The sequence below is a fragment of the Arthrobacter sp. S2(2024) genome (genome assembly GCF_036662515.1).
In the GTDB taxonomy this organism is placed as follows: domain Bacteria; phylum Actinomycetota; class Actinomycetes; order Actinomycetales; family Micrococcaceae; genus Arthrobacter.
This window is the reverse complement of record NZ_JAYKZI010000001.1, coordinates 114,243-133,496: the sequence shown is the minus strand read 5'-3', so window position 1 is coordinate 133,496 and position 19,254 is coordinate 114,243. Positions and strand designations below refer to the sequence as shown.

At 63.9% G+C, this 19,254-nt stretch carries 16 protein-coding genes; 10 read left to right on the top strand and 6 right to left on the bottom strand.

Annotated elements, in window-relative coordinates; translation table 11 throughout:
• The first annotated feature begins 78 nt into the window (after positions 1 to 78).
• Positions 79 to 852 carry a hypothetical protein gene (locus VLA65_RS00560; RefSeq protein ID WP_059387926.1) on the top strand — a complete coding sequence of 258 codons (774 nt, stop codon included), beginning with the start codon at positions 79 to 81 and terminating at the stop codon, positions 850 to 852.
• A 204-nt stretch (positions 853 to 1,056) separates the two neighbouring features.
• Here the strand turns inward: VLA65_RS00560 and VLA65_RS00555 are convergent, their stop codons facing one another.
• Positions 1,057 to 2,220, bottom strand: coding sequence for a chitinase (locus VLA65_RS00555; protein WP_332601510.1), 1,164 nt, complete (start codon positions 2,218 to 2,220; stop codon positions 1,057 to 1,059).
• Between the two features lie 488 nt (positions 2,221 to 2,708).
• Positions 2,709 to 3,029, bottom strand: a complete 321-nt coding sequence (locus tag VLA65_RS00550; protein ID WP_332601846.1) for a hypothetical protein — start codon at positions 3,027 to 3,029, stop codon at positions 2,709 to 2,711.
• On the opposite strand from VLA65_RS00550, the gene VLA65_RS00545 reads away from it, so the two are divergent.
• Both VLA65_RS00545 and VLA65_RS00540 read left to right on the top strand, forming a co-directional pair.
• Complete coding sequence (locus VLA65_RS00545; protein WP_332601832.1) at positions 2,977 to 4,158, top strand: polysaccharide deacetylase family protein; 1,182 nt, start codon at positions 2,977 to 2,979, stop codon at positions 4,156 to 4,158. The two genes, VLA65_RS00550 and VLA65_RS00545, sit on opposite strands and share 53 nt — an antisense overlap.
• On the top strand, positions 4,155 to 5,537 hold the full coding sequence (locus VLA65_RS00540) for a glycosyltransferase family 2 protein (protein ID WP_332601509.1): 1,383 nt from the start codon (positions 4,155 to 4,157) through the stop codon (positions 5,535 to 5,537). Before VLA65_RS00545 ends, VLA65_RS00540 begins: the two co-directional genes overlap by 4 nt.
• Before the next feature lie 125 nt (positions 5,538 to 5,662).
• On the opposite strand, the gene VLA65_RS00535 is transcribed toward VLA65_RS00540, so the two are convergent.
• Positions 5,663 to 6,400 carry a hypothetical protein gene (locus tag VLA65_RS00535; RefSeq protein WP_307052629.1) on the bottom strand — a complete coding sequence of 246 codons (738 nt, stop codon included), beginning with the start codon at positions 6,398 to 6,400 and terminating at the stop codon, positions 5,663 to 5,665.
• A gap of 28 nt (positions 6,401 to 6,428) precedes the next feature.
• Here VLA65_RS00535 and VLA65_RS00530 point away from each other — a divergent pair, with 28 nt between their 5' ends.
• From VLA65_RS00530 to VLA65_RS00510, 5 genes are all read left to right on the top strand, one after another.
• A complete protein-coding gene (locus VLA65_RS00530; protein ID WP_332601508.1) occupies positions 6,429 to 6,638 on the top strand; it encodes a hypothetical protein in 210 nt (69 codons plus the stop codon).
• 540 nt (positions 6,639 to 7,178) lie between these two features.
• On the top strand, positions 7,179 to 9,833 hold the full coding sequence (locus VLA65_RS00525; protein ID WP_332601507.1) for a helix-turn-helix transcriptional regulator: 2,655 nt from the start codon (positions 7,179 to 7,181) through the stop codon (positions 9,831 to 9,833).
• 101 nt (positions 9,834 to 9,934) lie between these two features.
• Positions 9,935 to 11,269, top strand: coding sequence for an aminotransferase class V-fold PLP-dependent enzyme (locus VLA65_RS00520; RefSeq protein WP_332601506.1), 1,335 nt, complete (start codon positions 9,935 to 9,937; stop codon positions 11,267 to 11,269).
• On the top strand, positions 11,266 to 11,778 hold the full coding sequence (gene sufU, locus VLA65_RS00515) for a Fe-S cluster assembly sulfur transfer protein SufU (protein WP_059387921.1): 513 nt from the start codon (positions 11,266 to 11,268) through the stop codon (positions 11,776 to 11,778). Before VLA65_RS00520 ends, sufU begins: the two co-directional genes overlap by 4 nt.
• A gap of 68 nt (positions 11,779 to 11,846) precedes the next feature.
• Positions 11,847 to 11,984, top strand: coding sequence for a hypothetical protein (locus VLA65_RS00510; RefSeq protein ID WP_172465507.1), 138 nt, complete (start codon positions 11,847 to 11,849; stop codon positions 11,982 to 11,984).
• A 387-nt stretch (positions 11,985 to 12,371) separates the two neighbouring features.
• Here VLA65_RS00510 and nhaA read toward each other — a convergent pair whose 3' ends face one another.
• The 3 genes from nhaA to VLA65_RS00495 all read right to left on the bottom strand — a co-directional run bounded on the left by nhaA (position 12,372) and on the right by VLA65_RS00495 (position 14,582).
• The gene (gene nhaA / locus VLA65_RS00505) at positions 12,372 to 13,679 is read right to left on the bottom strand and encodes a Na+/H+ antiporter NhaA (RefSeq protein WP_332601505.1); all 1,308 of its coding nucleotides are present in this window, start codon (positions 13,677 to 13,679) and stop codon (positions 12,372 to 12,374) included.
• Between the two features lie 182 nt (positions 13,680 to 13,861).
• Positions 13,862 to 14,083: an SCO4848 family membrane protein gene (locus VLA65_RS00500; RefSeq protein WP_059387919.1), complete on the bottom strand. Its 222-nt coding sequence runs from the start codon at positions 14,081 to 14,083 to the stop codon at positions 13,862 to 13,864.
• A 1-nt stretch (position 14,084) separates the two neighbouring features.
• A complete protein-coding gene (locus tag VLA65_RS00495) occupies positions 14,085 to 14,582 on the bottom strand; it encodes a DUF2505 domain-containing protein (protein ID WP_284989813.1) in 498 nt (165 codons plus the stop codon).
• 144 nt (positions 14,583 to 14,726) lie between these two features.
• On the opposite strand from VLA65_RS00495, the gene mfd reads away from it, so the two are divergent.
• Positions 14,727 to 18,443 carry a transcription-repair coupling factor gene (gene mfd, locus VLA65_RS00490; protein WP_306961244.1) on the top strand — a complete coding sequence of 1,239 codons (3,717 nt, stop codon included), beginning with the start codon at positions 14,727 to 14,729 and terminating at the stop codon, positions 18,441 to 18,443.
• Positions 18,444 to 18,449: 6 nt separating this feature from the next.
• Entirely contained in the window at positions 18,450 to 19,253 is an 804-nt protein-coding gene (locus VLA65_RS00485) for a metal-dependent hydrolase (RefSeq protein ID WP_332601504.1), read from the top strand.
• Position 19,254: the final 1 nt, after the last annotated feature.

Genomic DNA, 19,254 nt, shown 5'->3' with positions numbered 1-19,254 from the left:
GTGAGTGGAGTACACGCTGACCGGTCGCCCGCCCTTGTCCAAGGAAAGATCCGACGAACCCTTTTCCAGGAGCACGATGTGAATCGCCCAGCATCCGGATCCAAGCGTCACGGCCGGGGTGGAGCGGCTGTGCTTGCGGTCCTGACCTTGCTGACGGCAGCGTGCGGTGGACCGAGCCCGAGCCCGAGTCCGACGCAATCAGCCGGCCGGTATCCCTGGCACACCGGGATTGTATCCACCACCTTTTGGGTCGGCGAGATCTTTGATCCCAAAGCGGCAGACGGGAGCCAAGTGATGTCGACCTACGACTCCCAGTGGATGCAGAGCTATGGAGGCTGTGACGGCGTCGTGACGAACGGCTGCAAGACCGAGGCGAGAACGCAGGCCAAAGGCTATGCACCGACCAGCATGACTCCAAAGGAGAACCCGTTCTACCTCGATCTTCCTTACGACGACGTCAACGATCCCACCGCCTTCGCGGAACGGGCCAGTGTCATCCCGTGGGCAAACGATCCGGGTTTCGCGGGCAATGCCCAGAACCGTTCCTTCAGTTACATGAAGAACCAATGGGTCAGGATCCGGATGGGCAACCGGGAATGCTACGGACAGATTGAAGATGCGGGTCCGGGCCAGTATCACGACAAGGACTACGTTTTCGGCTCCAATGACGCCCGTCCGGCCAACAAAAAGTTCAACGGTGCCGGAATGGACGTCTCGCCTGCGCTCAACGGGTGCCTTGGTTTCTCCGATCTTGATGGCGAGTCGGACAAAGTCGACTGGCAGTTCGTGCCACGGGACCAGGTTCCCGCTGGACCGTGGCTGAACATCGTCACGGTCAGCCAAGTGAAGTAGCACCGGCAACCGGAGCCGTCCAGGCAATCCGGTAGTGACAGTCCCAAGAAAACCGGAGGTATCCATGCAGTGGCTTAAGAAGCTGTTTCGGCACGGTAACGGAAGGCACCTCGCCCGCCCGGCCGAAGCCAAGAACCAGAACAGGGCGGACCGTCCAGGCCAGGCATGATCCTCTGCCAATCGGCGGGATCGTTGATCGGCGGGTCAGGGCAGTTTGGCGTGGAATCCCGCGCTCAATACATCGGAGAAGCGTTGGGTTCCTTGATCGATCCCGCTACACACATGGCTGGCCGGATCCTCGGGGGTGTCCTGGGGGCACGACGTGTCCCGGTTCAAGGACCACATGGACACCCGTTGAACCCCCTTGCTGATGGCGAATGAGTTCAATCCGCGGGCCGCGTCAAGGTCGAATATCTCGCCCGGGAGGTCGTTCCGGCCGATCATAGGTGTCAGGCCCATCTTTCCCCAGATCTGTTCGCTGTTAAGGGTGATTCCCGCACGCTGGTAGATGATGCTTAGCTGGTCGTTGGTGGACTGGGCCGCTGAGGTTCCGGCATCGAGCATGCTTTGCGATTCGCTCCGGCTTGAACCGTAGTTCATGGTCATGATGTTGACCCCGGAGAGTTCGACGCCGGCGGCGAGCATCTGGTCGACGGCGGAGGTTCCGGCGTCGGTCAGCCCTTGCGGGGTGACCGGGAGGGTAAGCCAAATTGAGAGGGCGTGCCCTTCCTTGATCCTCTCCTTCTGGAGGGCAGCGACGGCTGCGGCGCGGCGCTGCCAGGCCGCGCTGTCCGCCAGGTTGTCGCCCTCAACGTCAAAGTCGATTGTTCCGGGGTTGTAGCGTTCCAGGACCGCACGATAGGCCCTTTCCAGATCTGTTGCATTCGAGCAGGAGTTGGCGAGCTCACTGTTGACTGAGCCGCCGAAGGACACAGCGAAGGCGCCGCCGTTTGACCGAAGCTTGGCGATACGTTCTTCGAGCTTGAGCGAGGTCTTCGCGGCATCGAGGCTGTATGTGCTACCCCAACTCGGTGTGCAGGGCTGTCCAGCCATTGCCACCACGAACGCCAGCGTGACATTCTTGGTGCCCTCGCCCACGGGTTTCTCGAAAGCGTATTGAGGGACCACAGTCACGTCGACGTAGCCGGAAAACCACGGGGGCTCGAGGGAACCGTTTGCGTCCGTGGTAAAACGCCACACGAGGATGCCTCCCATCCCCACCGCCACAAGGATTGCGGCAATGCAGGCCCGGGCGAAAGCTGACAGCTGGCGGCGAGGTCCCTTGGCCGGGGACGACGAGCGACGGACGTCCCGCGCGCCGTCCGACTCAGCCGAAACGGACGCGCCGCTTCCCCGGTTCCTGGACACTCTCTTCCGCCATCCTTAAATTCCGACTGCCTGATTGCACCATTTGACCACGAACGGATCGGATTCGCCCCTGCCCGCGCCCCGACGTTTGAGCCCGGTGTTGCGCGCGCAGCGCACGAGTAGTGGCACCGTCCGGACGTCAAGGTTGAGTGTAAAGACGGGTAGAGCGTACTCGTGTCCGTCGTCGCCCTGGTTCTTACGCTGATGGTGTCAGTTGGTTGAGGGCAACGGGGGAAAGACAGGTCTCACAATGGAAATGGACGCTCTGGTCCGAGCGGCATTAGGACGCGGCGGATTAAACCGAGAAGGCGTTTGCCTGGAGTTCGAACCTGCTCTTGGGGGATCCGGCACGGTCCCTCCCATGGACCCTGCGCCAATTGACGGCGCTGCCGGACGGCAGCGCGCCCTCATCGAGAGGGCCCCTGAGCGGGGGCCGGTGGTGAATAAGCCTTTGAGACCGAGGCTTCCCCCAGTCGCCACCGGCCCCTTCAGGAACCACGGCAGTGCGGGTTGGCGATGAGTCCGCGGGGGAAGGGCATCGCATCCGGACCGATCCGCATGTCGAGGAAGCGGGCAGGTCTTTGGGCTGCCTCGTGGGTGTCGGTGCTGCTCCTGTTGACGGGCGCAACATCGCTGATCAACGGAAGCCAGGCTCCCTCCGGATCCGGATCCGGATCCGGAACCACCAGCCCCACGCCGTCTGCCGCCCCGCTCTCATCCGTTAGCTTGACGTTTGATGCGGGCCGGTCAAGCCAGATGGAGGCGGCCCGGATCTTGAAGGACCACGGCCTCCGGGGCACGTTTTTCATCGATTCGGGCTTTGTTGGAGCGCCTGACTACATGACAACGGACAATCTCCACACCCTGGCCGCGGACCAGAATGAGATCGGCGGGCATACGGTCACCCTTGCCGATGTGACTTCCGTAGAGCCTGACGAAGCATCGAGGCAGATCTGCAACGATCGCGTGAACCTTACGGACTGGGGCTTCAAGGTCACCTCCTTTGCCTATCCGTTTGCGGCTTCGACGCCGAAGTCGGAAGAGCAGGTCGCTGGATGTGGCTACAACAGCGCGCGTGGCCTCGGCGAGATAACCACTCCCATCGACTGCGCGGGCTGCGCTGCAGCGGAAACCGTCCGCCCGGCGGACCTGTTCCGGACACGGGCAACATCGGAAGTCGGCAGCAAGTGGACGTTGGCCGACCTTCAGGCGACAGTAGCGCAGGCCGAAAAGGCCGGGGGCTGGTTGCAATTGACCTTCTACGACGTCGACAACAGCGGCAGCCCCCGCTCCATCAGCCCCGCGTTGTTCGAACAGTTCGCCACTTGGCTGGCGGCCAGGACCCAACAAGGGACCATGGCCGTGCGCACGGTACACGACGTGATCGGCAGCGTGGCGAAACCCGTAGTGAACGGTCCCGTCGCGGCGCCGGCTGCACCAGGAACGAACGCCCTCCGGAATCCGGGGCTGGAAACGGCTGGAAAGTATGGCTTGCCGCAATGCTGGCAGGTGTCGTCCTATGGCAAGAATGCCGTGGTCCTGAGCACCTTGAACCCTGGACACGCCGGCGTGGTGGCCCGACGCCTGGACGTGAGCGAATACTCGTCCGGTGATGCCAAACTGCTTCCCGTCCTCGATCTGGGAGCATGCGCTCCGAGCGTGAGTACCGGCCACAGCTATTCGCTCAGGGCGTGGTACCAGTCCACCGCGAAGACCCAATTCGAAGTGTATTACCGCAACAAGCTGGGCACGTGGACCTACTGGACGGCCAGTCCGTGGTTCGCGGCCAACACCAGTTACGAGCAGGCGATCTGGGATACGCCGCCCGTTCCGGCAGGAGCCGAGGCCATCAGCTTTGGACTGAACCTCTTCAGTGATGGCCAGCTTGCTACCGATGATTACGAAATGTACGACACAGTGGGAGCTCCGTCGCCGTGATAGTTCTGCTTTCGATCTTCTTGGTTCTGGGGGTCAGTACGATCTTTTGGTCGGTTGCCGGGCTGGTCCGCCTGGCGGGTGAGGAATCGTGGCGGGTCAAGGGGTTGTCTTCCCGGATCCGGGGGTGGATCGCGCTGCTGCGCGGCGGCACGTTACCGATCCCTCGGCGTCCGCGGGCCCGCCATCGTGCGAAGGGGGTGCGGCTCTACCCGGCGAATGTCGCGGTCCTCGTGGCCGCCCACAACGAGGCCCTGGTCATCAGGGAGACAATCCTCGCCGCGTCCGCTTTGGTACCTCGCCGCAACATCCACGTCGTTTCGGACATGTCCACTGATGACACCGCAGCTATTGCTCGGGCCGCGGGGGTGAAGGTCCTTGACCTTGAACCGAACCGTGGCAAGGCAGGCGCACTCGCGGCGGGCATCGCCCACTTCGACCTGTGCAAGCGGTTCAAGGTGGTCATGCTCCTGGACGCGGACACACGCCCGACGCCGGATTACCTCGAAACGGGGTTGCCGCTGTTTGACGATCCGACGGTGGTTGCCGTCGCGGGACGGGCCAAATCGATCATGAGTCCGGCACCTCCGACGGCGATCGGCCGCTTCCTCGTGGCATACCGGGAGCGCTTGTACATCGTGGTCCAATTGCTCCTCAAATACGGCCAAGCGGCGCAAGGGGCAAATGTCGTCTCCATCGTGCCCGGGTTCGCCAGCATGTACAGAACCAGTGCGCTCGCAAAAATAGAGGTCCTGGCGCCGGGGCTGGTGATCGAAGACTTCAACATGACGTTTGAAATCCATGCGAAGAAACTGGGAAGGATCGCATTCCATCCCTCTGCGGCTGTTGCGTATACCCAGGATCCGGACAACCTGAAGGACTATATCAAGCAGGTGCGGCGGTGGATTCTTGGTTTCTGGCAAACCGTCAGGCGGCACGGCCTGCAATTCAGCAGATTTTGGTTTGTCCTGGGGCTGTACATTGTTGAACTCGTAGCCAGCTGCCTTTTCTTCGTCCTTCTGGTGCCGGCATTCCTGCTATCGTCCCTCGCTGCCATCGAGGTGTGGATTTTCGGCAATCGCTCAGAGGTTTTTGTCTTTCTTTCAGGCGTCCTGCGGCCCCAGGACGTTCTCATTGGGGTCTTCCTGCCGGACCTCTTCTTGACAGTCCTTGCCGCAGTTTCGATGCGCAACCCGCGCTTTTTGTTGATGGCGCCCTTCTTTCCGTTGATGCGGATATTGGACGCAGTGATTTGCCTCCAGGTCTTGCCCAAGGCGTACTCGGCGAGTTCGTCGGGAGTTTGGGTCAGCCCGGTTCGGAGGATCCAACGCCAACCTCAGGAAATCGCGACGCCGGGGCCGTCCGTGGTGCGGACCGGCTAGGGACAGCCCTGGAAAGGTGGCGGACACGCGGACGCCCATGCCAGGCAGCCATTGCGGCTGGGTGGCATGGGCGTCCGACACTCCCGGAGTGGGTAATGTCCTGCTGACCCGTGGGTCCCGGGATATTAGTTGGTGACTCCCGAAGTGGTGACAACGTTGAGCCACGGACCGGCCGGCACGCTGGCACGGTCAACGAAACGCCACGATACGTGGTCATTGTCGCCGTTCAGCTCAGCGAAGCCCAGGCAGCCGTTCAATGCAGGGGAGACATCCATGCCTGCACCCTGGCTCGGGTCGCCGGAGAAGGACTTGTTGGCCGGACGCGCGTTGTTCGCGCCGAAGACGTAGGCCGAATCGTGGTAGAGCGAACCGCTCGAGGGCCCGGCGTCTTCAACTTGTCCGTAGCAAACGGCGCCATTGGGGCCGGTGATCTGGACCCATGCGTTCTTCATGTAGCTGTAGCTTGAGTCCGCACAGTGGTTGATGCCCGTTTTGGCGTTGTCCGCGGCGGCCCACGGAATAACATTGCAACGCTCGGCGAAAGCGACGCTGTCATTGACGTCGTCGTAAGGCAGGTCCAAGTAGAACGGGTTCTGCAAAGGCTTGGGCTGGTGCAGCGGGAAGTACCCATTGCTGGCTACGCGCTGTTCCGTGGCGCACTGGAAGCTCGTGCCGGTGCCGGAGCTGACTCCGTCGCAACCGCCGTAAGTGCTGCCGGGACAACCGCTCGCGCTGGACGGAGTGGTTCCCATGTTGACCCCCGTGTGCTGCAAGGCCCACTGGCCGTTGTAGGTGGAGCAGACCTGGGAGCCGTCCGAGAGGCTGGCATTGAAGATCTCGCCCACCCAGAACGTGGTGCTCACGATGTTGGTGTGGAGGGGGTAGGTTCCCGTGACGGGGAGGGGCGCTGCCGTTGGTGCGGGTGCGCCGGCGGCTGTTGCGGCCGGAGCGGGGGCGGCGGCAGCGGGCGTGCTCGACGGCGCCGCGGCCGGAACATTGCTGGGCGTGGGCGTCGGCGTCGGCGTAGCGGTGCGCGTTTGCGCGGATGAAGGCGAAGGCGATGAGCTTGGCCGCGAATATGAACCGCGGTCGCCGGCCTGATAGGAGGATTTGTGTGATGACTGGACAGCTGAGATGGTGGCGAACCCACCAAAGGCAAGTACAGCCACGGCGATGAGTGCTGTGAACAGGTGTTTCATATTTTGGGTGACATATCTGTTGGGGACATAGACATACGAGACCTGGGCAATGGATAAGGCGAGCTGCAGCTGAACGTGCGGCAGCGTCGTACACGGCCAAACGGTGTGTCACGACAGAGTTGTTGCGGAAATCGGCTGCGCTTCAACTCCCCAGAAGTAGCCAGCCGGAACTTACTCTTGCGGCACCAGCTTACACAGTCAGATCACAGAGCGGTAACAGAGGATGCAAATCCGGCGGGAAAACCGGGGTGGAAACGGCGTCGTGGTGCGTCGCCCGGAGGCTCCGTGGAGCGGGGATGTTTCGTGCAAGTAGCCCCGGAAAACCAAGTAGTTACCACTCAATCCAGGGACTGAAACCCGAAGGTAACGTTTGGAAATGACACCGGTCCGTGCCACAGCCGTCAGGAACGTGTGTCCGGCGGCCCGAAGATGAGACAGGACCATGGACGATACCGAAGGGACCCACACCCCGCCCCCGATTATTCGGGCCGCGGAGCTCCAGGAGATTGTTATTGCCTTGTCCGGGCCGGAACCGGCCGGGATAGTCATCTCGGGACCGGGAGGCTCCGGAATGACCACCCTCTTGGACGCAGCGGCTTCAGTGCTGGGCGGTTCCTTCAGCGTGATCGCCCACAACGTCTCGGAGTCGTTCGCGGACATTCCCTTTGGAATCGCCATGGCCCTTGTTCCGGACCTGCCGGCGAGGGCCAAAGTGTGGCCGGGTTCCATCGTGGCGGCTTGCCGCAAAGCGGTGCGTGGCGCAGCGACCTCCGGATCCGCCGCACTGCTGGTACTGGACAACATAGATTTCCTGGATGACATGTCTCTTTGGCTCCTGAGCCAACTGCTTGTTGAACCGGACATCCGCCTGATTGCCACCCACCGCTCGGACCGGCCCTTGAGAATGGAACTCATGGAATCCGTGGTGTCGCGGCAGCTGTCGGTGGTGACCCTGGACGATCTCACGCAGGAGCAGCTTCGCGAATTCCTTGATGATCGCCTCGGCGGGCGCGCAGCCCGCAGCCTGGTCCGGGACATCCATACCCTCACCGGTGGAAACCTGCAGACCGCGAAATTGTTGGTGGACGAAGCCGCAGCGCGTGGCGAGATCGTGGAACAGGCCGATTCCTGGATGTTGTCCGGACCAATCCGCTTGGACGGTTCGCAAGCGCTCGAGCTGACCCGCCACCGGCTTGAGGGCTATTCCGTGCCACAGCGGCAGGTGGTGGACATTCTGGCGGTGGGGGAGCCGATACCGCTGGCCGTCCTTGAACAACTCGGCCCAAAGCGGGCGATCGACGCGCTGCGGTCCGACGGAACCATCCGGGTCCTGAAAGACAGCCCGGAGACGGCAACGCTCAGCCATGCCATCGAAGCGAGGCTGGCCCGGCAGCACTTGGGACCTGAACGGATCCTCGAACTTCGGAGGAGCATCTACGCGACGTCCTCACCCGTTGGCGATGATTCGCTGTGGACGCTGTTCCGCCGCGTGGACCTAGAACAGGCAAGCGGTTTACCGGTGCCGGATGCCGATCTTTTGGCCGTGGCCATCGCCGCGAACGACATTCACGACAACCGGAGGGCCCGGCGGGCCGCGGAAGCGGTGCGGGCGCCGGAACTCGGACTGGTTGCCGGCGTGGAACTGGCGAGGGCGCTCTATCAGACAAGGGACTTTCCCGGGGCTGTGACGGTCTTGAAGGGTCTGGTGGCGAACACCCCCGACGTCCTGACGCTCGACTTCGCCCACGCTGTGTGGCTTCTGCTGCATGCGCTTCTGCCGACATCGCCGGGAGCCAATGTGCTGAAGGCGGTCCTCCAGGATGCCCGACGGCGGCTGGTGGCTGCCGCCGTCGGCATCCAGCCCGGCGAGCCAGCCCATCTTGGCGAGTCCGCCGTCCGGGACGAACTGGACGTCCTCCAGCTGTATCTGGACGCCCAAAACGGTAGCTGGCCTTCAGCCAACACCGAGCTGTTCCAAAGGCTTTGCCATAGCCAATTGGTCGATCCTGGATTGAGATCGGAGGGCCATCCACCCCCGCCCACCCAGGCCGGCGTGCTGTTGATGGCGCTCGTCTCCCAAGGGCTGGCTGTCAGCGGACGGTTCGCGGACGCCGTCGCACTTTCGACCCTGGCGCTCGAAGCGGTGGGGCGGCTGCCGCGCTGCCCCGTGGACTTCCACTCCACTGTGCTGACCATCCACGGGTCCAACCTGATCTGGCGCGGGCAATGGGGCGGGCCCGAAATGTTCTGCGCCGGAAGTTCCAGCTTCAGCAACCGGATGAGCTATTTCGGTGGCTCAGCGCATCTGTACAGGGCACTCGTACTTGCCAGGCAGGGGAGCCTGGAACTGGCATGTGAACAGTTCCGCCAGGCCAAGGCCCGGCTGGATGAAGCCGATCCTGACGGGCTCCTCCCGCCGGCGCTCGGCGGACTTGCCGCGGCTGCGTGGTTGCTGGGGGACGTCAACCAGGTCCGTCGCGCCCTGGCTGCCTACGATTCGCGGGCCAGCGGAGGGAACTACCTGGCCTCGCAGCTCGCCGAAAGCTATTCGTCCGCCGCCCGGTCAGTGCTGATTGGCGCTGAGCACTCGCACCGGAAGCTGCTCCAACTCGCCGGGTCTGCCGCCAAAAAGGGGCACCGGGCGCTTGAAATGTTGAATCTCGGCCTTGCGGCCCGTACCGGCACCCGGGGAGACCGGCAGCTGGGGGCCGGAGTGTCCGAGCTGGTGTGGAGTGTCGAGTCCGGCATGCCGTCGGGACAGGAAGCAGGACAGGAAATGGGAACAGGGCAAGTAGGCATCGGAGAACCTCAGCAAGCGTTGGACCAGGAGGAGGCTTTCGTTTTTGACGAGCCCCACCCGGCCAGTCCGGAGGCCGGATCCTCCGTCCTTCCCGGCGTCGTCAAGCTTTCCCAGCGTGAACGCGAAGTGACTGCCCTGGTGGCCTCCGGTTTGAGCAGCGCGGAGGTGGCTGCCCGCCTGGGTATCGCCGTGAACACGGTCAACGCCCACCTGCAGCGGGTCTACGGCAAGCTCGGAGTGTCCCGCAGGCAGAAGCTTTCCGAACTGTGGGACGAGCTCGCGAAGCCGGAGGAGTAGGGCCAACGCTCCTATTGGTGGGACAATTACAAGGTGACGCCGCCAGTCCTGGCGGTCCGCCGCTGGCGATTGCCACGTAGTCCTGACAAGGAGCACCGGTTTTGACAATGGTTTCCACCCCCGCGTGGGGAGATGCCCAGGTTTCCGCACTCGATGACGATGAAGTCCGTCGCATCCGCAACGACTTCCCCGTTCTTGGGCAGGAAATCAACGGCAAACCGCTGGTCTACCTCGATTCGGGGGCCACCTCGCAGAATCCCCGGAGCGTCCTTGAGGCTGAGCAGGAATTCTATGAACAGCGGAACGCTGCCGTCCATCGCGGAGCGCACCACCTTGCGGTAGAGGCAACCGACGCCTTCGAAGACGCACGTTCCACCGTGGCACGTTTTGTGGGTGTGGAGGACGATGAGCTGATCTGGACCGCCAACGCCACCGCCGGGCTGAACCTCCTGGCCTATTCGTTTTCGAACGCCAGCGTAGGCAGTGCGGGCGGGGAAGCCGGACGCTTCGCCCTCAAGCCGGGGGACGAAGTCCTTGTCACCGAAATGGAACACCACGCCAACCTGATTCCGTGGCAGGAGCTGTGCCGGCGGACCGGGGCAAGCCTCAAGTACATTCCCCTCGACGACGCCGGTGCGCTGCGTCTCGAGGAGGCAGCACGCCTCATCACCCCGCGCACCCGGATCCTGGCCTTCACCCACACGTCAAACGTCCTCGGCAATATCAACCCCGTTGGCGTGTTGGTCGGAATGGCGCGGGAAGTAGGCGCCTTGGTGGTCCTGGACGCATGCCAGTCCGCGCCGCACCTCCCCTTGGACTTCAAGGCGCTGGACGTGGATTTCGCCGTGTTCTCCGGCCACAAAATGCTGGGGCCCACGGGAATCGGTGCGGTCTATGGCCGCAGCGAACTGCTCAATGCCATGCCACCGTTCCTGACCGGCGGTTCCATGATCACCACAGTGACCATGGAGGAAGCCCAATACTTGCCTGCTCCCCAGCGTTTCGAGGCTGGAACCCAGCCTATTTCGCAGGCTGTGGCCCTCGCTGCCGCAGCAAACTACCTCAGCGAAACAGGAATGCAGCGGATCGCCCGACGTGAGGCGGAGCTCGGCCAAAGGCTTGTCACCGGCCTCAGCGCCATCGACGGCGTGCGTGTGCTGGGCCCCGGGCCGGGAGAAGAACGGACCGGTCTTGCCGCGTTCGACGTCGCCGGAGTGCACGCGCACGACGTCGGGCAGTACCTCGACGAGCTGGGCATCGCCGTCCGGGTGGGCCATCATTGTGCCCAGCCGTTGCACCGCAGGCTGGGCCTGAGCGCGTCCACGCGGGCCAGTACCTACCTCTACACCACATCCGATGAAGTCGATCTGTTGGTGGATGCGGTTGCCCGGATCAGGCCGTACTTTGGGGTAGCGGCTCCTGGAGCCACATCATGAGCGGCCTGGACTCGCTCTACCAGCAGTTGATCCTGGAGCATTCCAAGGCGCGCAGCGGCGGAGACCTTGCCAAGCTTCCGGCCCCGGGAACCGGCACCCCCGGCACGGAACAGAGCTACACGGGCCAGAGCCACCAGCTGAATCCCATTTGCGGGGACGAAATCACCCTCCGGCTGAGTCTTGGCACCGCCGGTGACGGACAGGCCGTCACGGAAATCCATTGGGACGGCGACGGATGTGCCATTTCGATGGCGTCGGCGTCCATACTCAGTGAAATGGCACCGGGCATGTCCCCGGTGTCTCTTCGCCACACGATCGACCACTTCCGCGAATTGATGCGTTCGCGCGGCAAGCTGGAAGCGGATGAGGAACTTCTCCAAGACGCTGCCGCCCTGGCCGGCGTTGCCAAGTATCCTGCCCGGGTGAAGTGCGCCATGCTCGCGTGGGTTGCCGCGGAGGACGCGCTGCGCCAGGCCGAGGCGGGCCAAGGGTTGGCCCAGGCTCTTTAGTGCGGGTGGGCCGAGGTCGAGTACCCTCCACTCTATTTCGGCCCGTGGTCCGGACTTAGCCTCGAAGCATGATTACTTTGGAGAGCAGGCGCGAATGGCGCCAGAGCCAGCATAGGGTCCGCCGGGCGGAATTCGTGGTTGTGGGATTGTTGCTCGCCCTCGTCGCCGCGACAATTCTTGCCGCCGTCGCGGGATTCGTGCGGTAAGGCCGAATGGTTCACCGCAGCTGTGCTGCGGCCTTCACGGCTGACTATATAAAGGTTGGAAAACCGCACGAGGCAAAGAAAAGCTCGGACCCGAAAAACCGGTCCGAGCTTTTTTGTACCATTGGCCTAGTCATCGCATCATTTGGGTACCCGCTGCGATGAGCACCGAAATCGACATGAGACCGAGAATTACCCAAACAAAGATCAATGACCAGTTCTTCTCTTGGGCTTTCCTGTGGGCCCCATGCCACACTCGTTCCATACTATTCGCGTCCATAGCAGCAAGGTATTCCTGCAGATACCGCCCAAACAGCGTGCCGACCACCCCAATTGAAAAGGGCATTACTCGCATTAAAATGCGGGCTACTCGTATGCGGTCCCGGCACGTCAGGCGCGGGTAAAAACGTCAGGCACGCCGTCGCCGTCGTCGTCCCTTAGCTCCTCCCGCACCACGTGGCGGTAGTGCCGGTTACGGGCTTTGAGTACGACGGCGGCAAGCACCGCCGCGGCGAGGGAACCGGCGAGGATGGCCACTTTCGCGTGGTCGTCGTGCGGAGAACCGCTACCGAAGCCCAGCTCGGCGATCAGGAGCGAGACGGTGAAACCGACGCCCGCCAGCATGGCCAGCCCTGCGACGTCGATCCATGCCAGGCCGTCATCCAGCCGCGCGCGGGTGGTCTTGGTGATGAGGAACGTGGTGCCGAGCACTCCAGCCGTCTTGCCGGCCACGAGGGCCAGGACGATGCCCGCCGCCACGGGATCGCGCAGGGCCGCTCCCAGTCCTTCGGCCCCGCCCAAAGCCACGCCGGCGGAGAAGAAAGCGAAAACAGGCACCGCAAAGCCGGCGGAGAAGGGACGCAAGCGGTGTTCGAAGCTTTCGGCGAGCCCGGCGGCAGGTTCGCCGTTCTTGCCTGAGGCTACGACCGGCACCGCGAAACCAAGCAGGACCCCGGCCACGGTGGCGTGGATGCCCGAGGCATGGATGAAGGCCCACGTGGCTGCGGCCAAGGGGAGCAGCAGGTACCAGCTGCGGACGCGTTTCTGGACCAGGAACGTAAAGAGGGCCAAGGGCACCGCGGCGGCCAGCAGCATGAAGGGCTGTAGGCCGCTCGAGTAGAAGAAGGCGATGATGCCGATGGCAATCAAGTCGTCCACCACTGCCAGTGTCAGCAGGAAGGTCCGCAATGGCGCGGGCAAATGCGTGTTGATGACGGCCAGGACGGCCAACGCGAAAGCGATGTCAGTGGCAGTAGGGATGGCCCAGCCCTTGAGTGTTTCCGCGCCCGAGCCGAGGTTGATCACCACATAGATGAGCGCGGGAAGAACCACGCCGCCCACCGCTGCCGCCACCGGAACGATCGCTTTTGCCGGCTTCCGCAGTTCCCCGGCCACGAATTCACGCTTGAGTTCCAGTCCGGCGATAAAGAAGAAAACGGCCAAGAGCCCGTCGGAGGCCCAGTGGCCCAGGCTCAATTCCAGATGCCAGGGAGCGTAGCCGATCTTCACTTCGCGCAGCGCGAAGTAGCCGTTGGCAAGGGGCGAGTTTGCCCAGGCGAGTGCGGCCACAGTAGCGGCGAGCAAAAGCGCGCCACCAACGGTTTCAGTGCGGAGAATAGCCAGGATCCGTTGATATTCCGGGAAACTGGATCTGCTGAATACCCTTGAGGGGGCAGCGTCGTGGGGGCGGTTCGCCATGTGGCTCCTTGGGGAGTGCGGGGTCAACAAAACTATTGCCGACCAGACTTCCCGGCGCACCTGTGTTCTATTTTAGCGGAACGGTCACCTACCCCGCCGAGGCCCCAACTAGCTCGCAGTTAATGTCGTTATGAGGCGTCATAACGACAACAAATGCGAGTCAGTTGGGGCCGGAAGGGGCGTTACGTGAGCAGCGCCGTGATCCCGATGACCGCCGTCGCGAGTCCGAGCACCATGGAGATGGCGACCAGCACGACGTGGACGGTGAGGAACTTCGTGGCCTTCCCGTTGGCGTCGCGGGCACGGGGGTCCGACATGACCCGGCGCAGGAACTGTGGCCACACGATGAGGGACCACGCACCCGCGACGATCAGCACGATCGACAGCCCGGCTGCCAACTGCACGCTAGTGGCTTTCGAGCCAGGCCTGGGCCTGCTGGGACTGGATGTTCAAGGCCTTGCCCACCATCGGTTCGGCTGCGTCGGCGATCTTGCCGCCGAGGAACGGAACCGACGACGTGACGGCACCTTCGAGCTCGACGCGGGTGCTGCCGCCGTCGGCCACCAGGCGCTGCGTTGCGGTGACATCCAGCGGGGCGCCGGAGATCTTGAGGGAGATGTTGCTGGTCCGCGAGCCGTCGGCCGTCGGGGCGTCCCACTTCTCGGTCTGGGTGACGGTGAGCTTCTCGCCCACGAACTTCCGGGCGATCTCCGGGAGGCGCGTGGTGGGCAACGTGCGGACCGTGGTGGTGGTGAAGGCGCCGGCGACGTCGCCGTCGATCTGGAATGATTCCAAAGTGCCGCCGACATACTCGCTCGTGTGGCGCAGGAAGTCTTCGTCGATGAAAGTGGCGGCTACGCGGTCGACGCCGTAGGGCAGGGTGGTGGATGCGTTCAGGGCCATGGGGGTCCTCCGTGAATATCTCGGTTGAAAGCTCTTGCGGCTCCCAAACATCCTACGGTGTGGGCGGGGTAGGCTAGGAACGCCCCGGGATTCGAGAGAATTTCGGGTTTTCGTGCTGCCTTCCCCACTCCAGGAGTGCCATCCATGAGCCCCAAAGGCCAACCGTCAGCGGTCAACTCAGGAATCAGCCCTGCCGGCACTGTCGCATCCCTTGATGGATTGCGTCGGGCCCTGGGTGAGGACCGGACCTTCGCCCGGGTCCGGCCCGAGGCCTCCCGGGCCTTCACCGAACGCAGTTCCGACTACCAGATCAGCGCCCCCGCGGGCCTGAGGGCCGCGCTGCTGGCCGAGATGGCCGATGGCCTCGCCTCCCAGAGTCTTGAAGACAGCGCCGTGGTGCTGGCCGTGACGGCAACGGGCCGCGAAGCCGAGGACCTCACCGAGGCCTTGGCTGCCTATCTCCCGGCGGACTCGGTGGCGGCCTTCCCCAGCTGGGAAACCCTGCCGCACGAACGGCTCTCCCCGCGCTCGGACACAGTGGGCCGCAGGCTCTCGGTCCTTCGCCGCCTTGCCCACCCGGAGAGCTCGACGGCGGGTCCCTTGCGGGTGGTCGTGGCGCCGGTTCGCGCCGTGGTCCAGCCGGTCGTGGCGGGCCTCGGAGAACTGGTCCCGGTGACGTTGAGGGTGGGGCAGGAAATGCCCTTCAGCGACGTGGTACGCCGCCTTGCCGACGCTGCCTATTCCCGCGTGGACATGGTGACCCACCGTGGTGAATTCGCCGTCAGGGGCGGTATTTTGGACGTTTTCCCACCCACCGAGGACCACCCGATCAGGGTGGAATTCTTCGGCGACGAAGTGGACCAGATGCGCTGGTTTGCGGTGGCAGACCAGCGTTCGCTCTCCGGTCCGGCCGTGCACCACCCCAGCGAATTGCACGCCCCGCCGTGCCGGGAAATCCTCATCACGCCGTCCGTCATGTCCCGGGCGGCAAGGCTCAAGGCCGAGATGCCGGCCGCCGCGGACATGTTGGAAAAGATCGCGGGCGGCATCGCCGTCGAGGGCATGGAGTCCCTGGCGCCCGTCCTGGTGGACGCCATGGTGCCTTTCGTGGACCAGCTGCCGGCCGGTTCCATCGGTGTGGTCATCGAACCGGAAAAGGTCCGGACCCGAGCCCATGACCTCGCGGCGACCAACGAGGAATTCCTCGAGGCAGCCTGGTCCACGGCGTCCGACGGCGGGACGGCTCCCCTCGATCTCGACTCGGTACTGGGCTCCCAAGCCGCCTCGGCGTTGCATGCGGCCAGCTTCCAATCCTTGACGGACACCCGGAGCGCAGCACTGGCCCACGGGGTCTCCTGGTGGTCCATCACGTCCTTGGCGACGGACGAGGACCTGGTCCTCGACATCGACGTCCTGAACTTGCACGCCCGTGAACCGCGCGGCTACCAGGGAGACGTCGCGGAGATGCTCGAATTCATCGGTTCCCATGTGCGGGACCAGTGGCGCATCGTGGTGGCGACGGACGGGCCCGGTCCTGCCCAGCGTCTCGCCGAGTTGTTCCATGATGCTGATATCCCGTGTTCCCGCGTCGACTCCCTGGCCCACGAACCCCAGGCGGGCATCATCGAGGTGACCACTGCCGCCGTCGGACGCGGTTTTGTGCTGGACGGCCTCAAGCTGGGGCTGCTCACGGAAGCGGACCTCCTGGGCCGCTCGTCGGCCGGGTCCACGAAAGACATGCGGCGCATGCCCTCGAAGCGGCGCAACGCCGTCGACCCCCTCCAGCTGCACGCCGGTGACTTCGTGGTCCACGAACAGCACGGGATCGGGAAGTTCGTGGAGCTGATCCAGCGCAAGGTGGCCGGCTCGTCTGCCGGTTCTTCCGGGGGAGACGCCGGTCTTCGCGAGTACCTCGTGCTCGAATACGCGGCGTCCAAGCGCGGTGCCCCCGGCGACCGGCTTTTCGTGCCCACGGACCAGCTGGACCAGGTGACCCGCTATGTCGGCGGCGATACGCCCTCGTTGAGCAAGATGGGCGGGGCGGACTGGGCGAGCACCAAGTCCAAGGCCCGGAAAGCTGTCAAGGAAATCGCGGGCGAGCTCATCAGGCTGTACTCCGCCCGCATGGCCTCGCGCGGACATGCCTTCGCGCCGGACACGCCGTGGCAGCGGGAACTTGAGGAAGCCTTCCCGTATGTGGAGACGCCGGACCAGCTCACCACCATCAACGAGGTCAAGGCCGACATGGAACGCGAGATCCCCATGGATCGCCTGGTCTCGGGAGACGTCGGCTACGGAAAGACCGAGATCGCGGTCCGGGCCGCGTTCAAGGCGGTGCAGGACGGCAAGCAGGTCGCGGTACTGGTTCCCACCACGCTGCTCGCCCAGCAGCACTATGAGACATTCACCGAGCGATTCTCCGGATTCCCTCTGCGCGTCAAGCCGCTGTCCCGCTTCCAAGGCGCGAAGGAAGCCAAGGAAACCATGGAGGGAGTCAAGAACGGCTCCGTGGACGTGGTCATTGGCACGCACCGCCTGCTGTCCAAGGACTTCGAGTTCAAGGACCTTGGCCTGGTGATCGTGGACGAGGAGCAGCGCTTCGGTGTGGAGCACAAGGAAGCGCTCAAGAAGATGCGCACCAACGTGGACGTCCTGGCCATGAGCGCCACTCCCATCCCGCGTACCTTGGAGATGTCCCTCACGGGCATCCGCGAAACGTCCACGCTGGCCACACCGCCGGAGGAGCGGCACCCCGTGCTGACGTACGTCGGGCCGTTCACCAACAAGCAGACCTCCGCGGCGATCCGGCGCGAACTCATGCGCGAAGGCCAGGTCTTCTTCGTCCACAACCGGGTGTCCTCGATTGAGCGCATCGCCGCCCAGATCCGGGAACTCGTCCCCGAAGCCCGCGTCGAAGTGGCGCATGGGCAGATGTCCGAGAGCCGCCTGGAAAAGATCATCGTGGATTTCTGGGAGAAGCGTTTTGACGTCCTGGTCTGCACCACCATCATCGAAACCGGCCTGGATATTTCCAATGCCAACACCCTGATTGTGGACGGCGCAGACAAGTACGGCCTCTCCCAGCTCCACCAGTTGCGTGGCCGCGTGGGCCGTGGCCGGGAACGCGCCTACGCCTACTTCCTGTACCCCTCCGAGAAGCCGTTGGGCGAGGTGGCGCTCGAACGGCTCAAGGCCGTCGCGGCCCACAACGAGCTTGGCGCGGGCATGCAGTTGGCCATGAAGGACCTCGAAATCCGCGGTGCCGGCAACCTGCTGGGCGGGGAACAGTCCGGGCACATCCAAGGGGTTGGCTTCGACCTGTACATCCGCCTGGTGGGCGAAGCCGTGGCCGAATACCGCGGCGAGGCCGAAGAGAAGGCCGCAGACATGAAGATCGAGCTGCCCGTCAACGCCCACTTGCCGCACGATTATGTGCCGGGTGAACGCCTGCGCCTTGAGGCCTACAGGAAACTGGCCGCAGCCATCACCAATGAGGCCATCGACGAGGTATTGGCCGAACTCGTCGACCGGTACGGAGAGCCGCCGCTGCCCGCGAAGAACCTGATCGCCGTCGCCCGCTTCAGGGTGGGTGCCCGCGAAGCCGGGCTGTCCGACGTCGCGCTCCAAGGCAACTTCATCCGTTTCTCGCCCGCCCAGTTACCTGAATCCAAGGTCATGCGGCTCAACCGCATGTACCCGGGATCGCAGATCAAGCCGGCCCTCGACGCCGTATTGCTCCCCAAGCCGAAGACGGCAAGGATCGGCGGCCGCGACCTGCAGGACGCCGAAATCCTGGAGTGGGCCAACACGGTAATCGAAGCTATCTTCGCGGCTTCGCCGGCCACCCAGACTGCGGGCTGAAGCTTGATGGGAGGACACCACGCCGCGTCCGGGGCCGCGGCGTGGATAGCTATCGCTTCAACCGGCCCGTACGCCTTGGGCTGGTACCCGCTGGACGCCACCGGAATCCTCATCGGAGCGATGACGACGGCGGGAACTGCCTTGGTGTGCGATTGGGACCACCGCTCAAGCACCATCGCCCACTCGCTGCCGCCGCTGTCCAACGTGATCGCCGTCGGGATCGAGAAGGCCAGCGGAGGGCACCGGCAGGGAACCCATTCGCTGCTGGGCGCTTCGGCTTTCGTGGTGCTCGCCGCCATGGCCGCCCAGTTCCAGCTGGACACTCCCGTAGGCCGTTTGTCCGTGGGTGCCGGACTGTTGTGCATGTTCATGATCAACCTGGCCGCAAAAGCACTGAAGCTGTTCCCGAACTCGGGGTGGATCTCCAATTGGATCTTCGCGCTCGCCATGGCCGGGCTGGTCACGTGGTTCGCTCCGCATCAGTGGAGCTGGCTGCCCTTGGCCATGCTCACCGGCGTCGTGGTCCACATTGCGGGCGACATGATCACCACCGGGGGAGTGCCGCTGTTGTGGCCCATCGTCATCAAACCGCCCAAGTTCTGGCGCAAGCTGCCCCTTGTCAGCGGGATTTGGCGGGCCAACGGCGCGTTCTCCATCCCGTTGCTTGGCAAGGCCGGCTCACGGCGGGAATGGCTGGTCCTGATTCCCGTGAGCGGCTACGCCATGGTCGGGCTTGGCCTGGCGGCGTGGGCATTGCTCCGGAACCAGTGGCCTGCCCTCCTGGCACTCATGGTGGGGCTGGGTGGTTGAC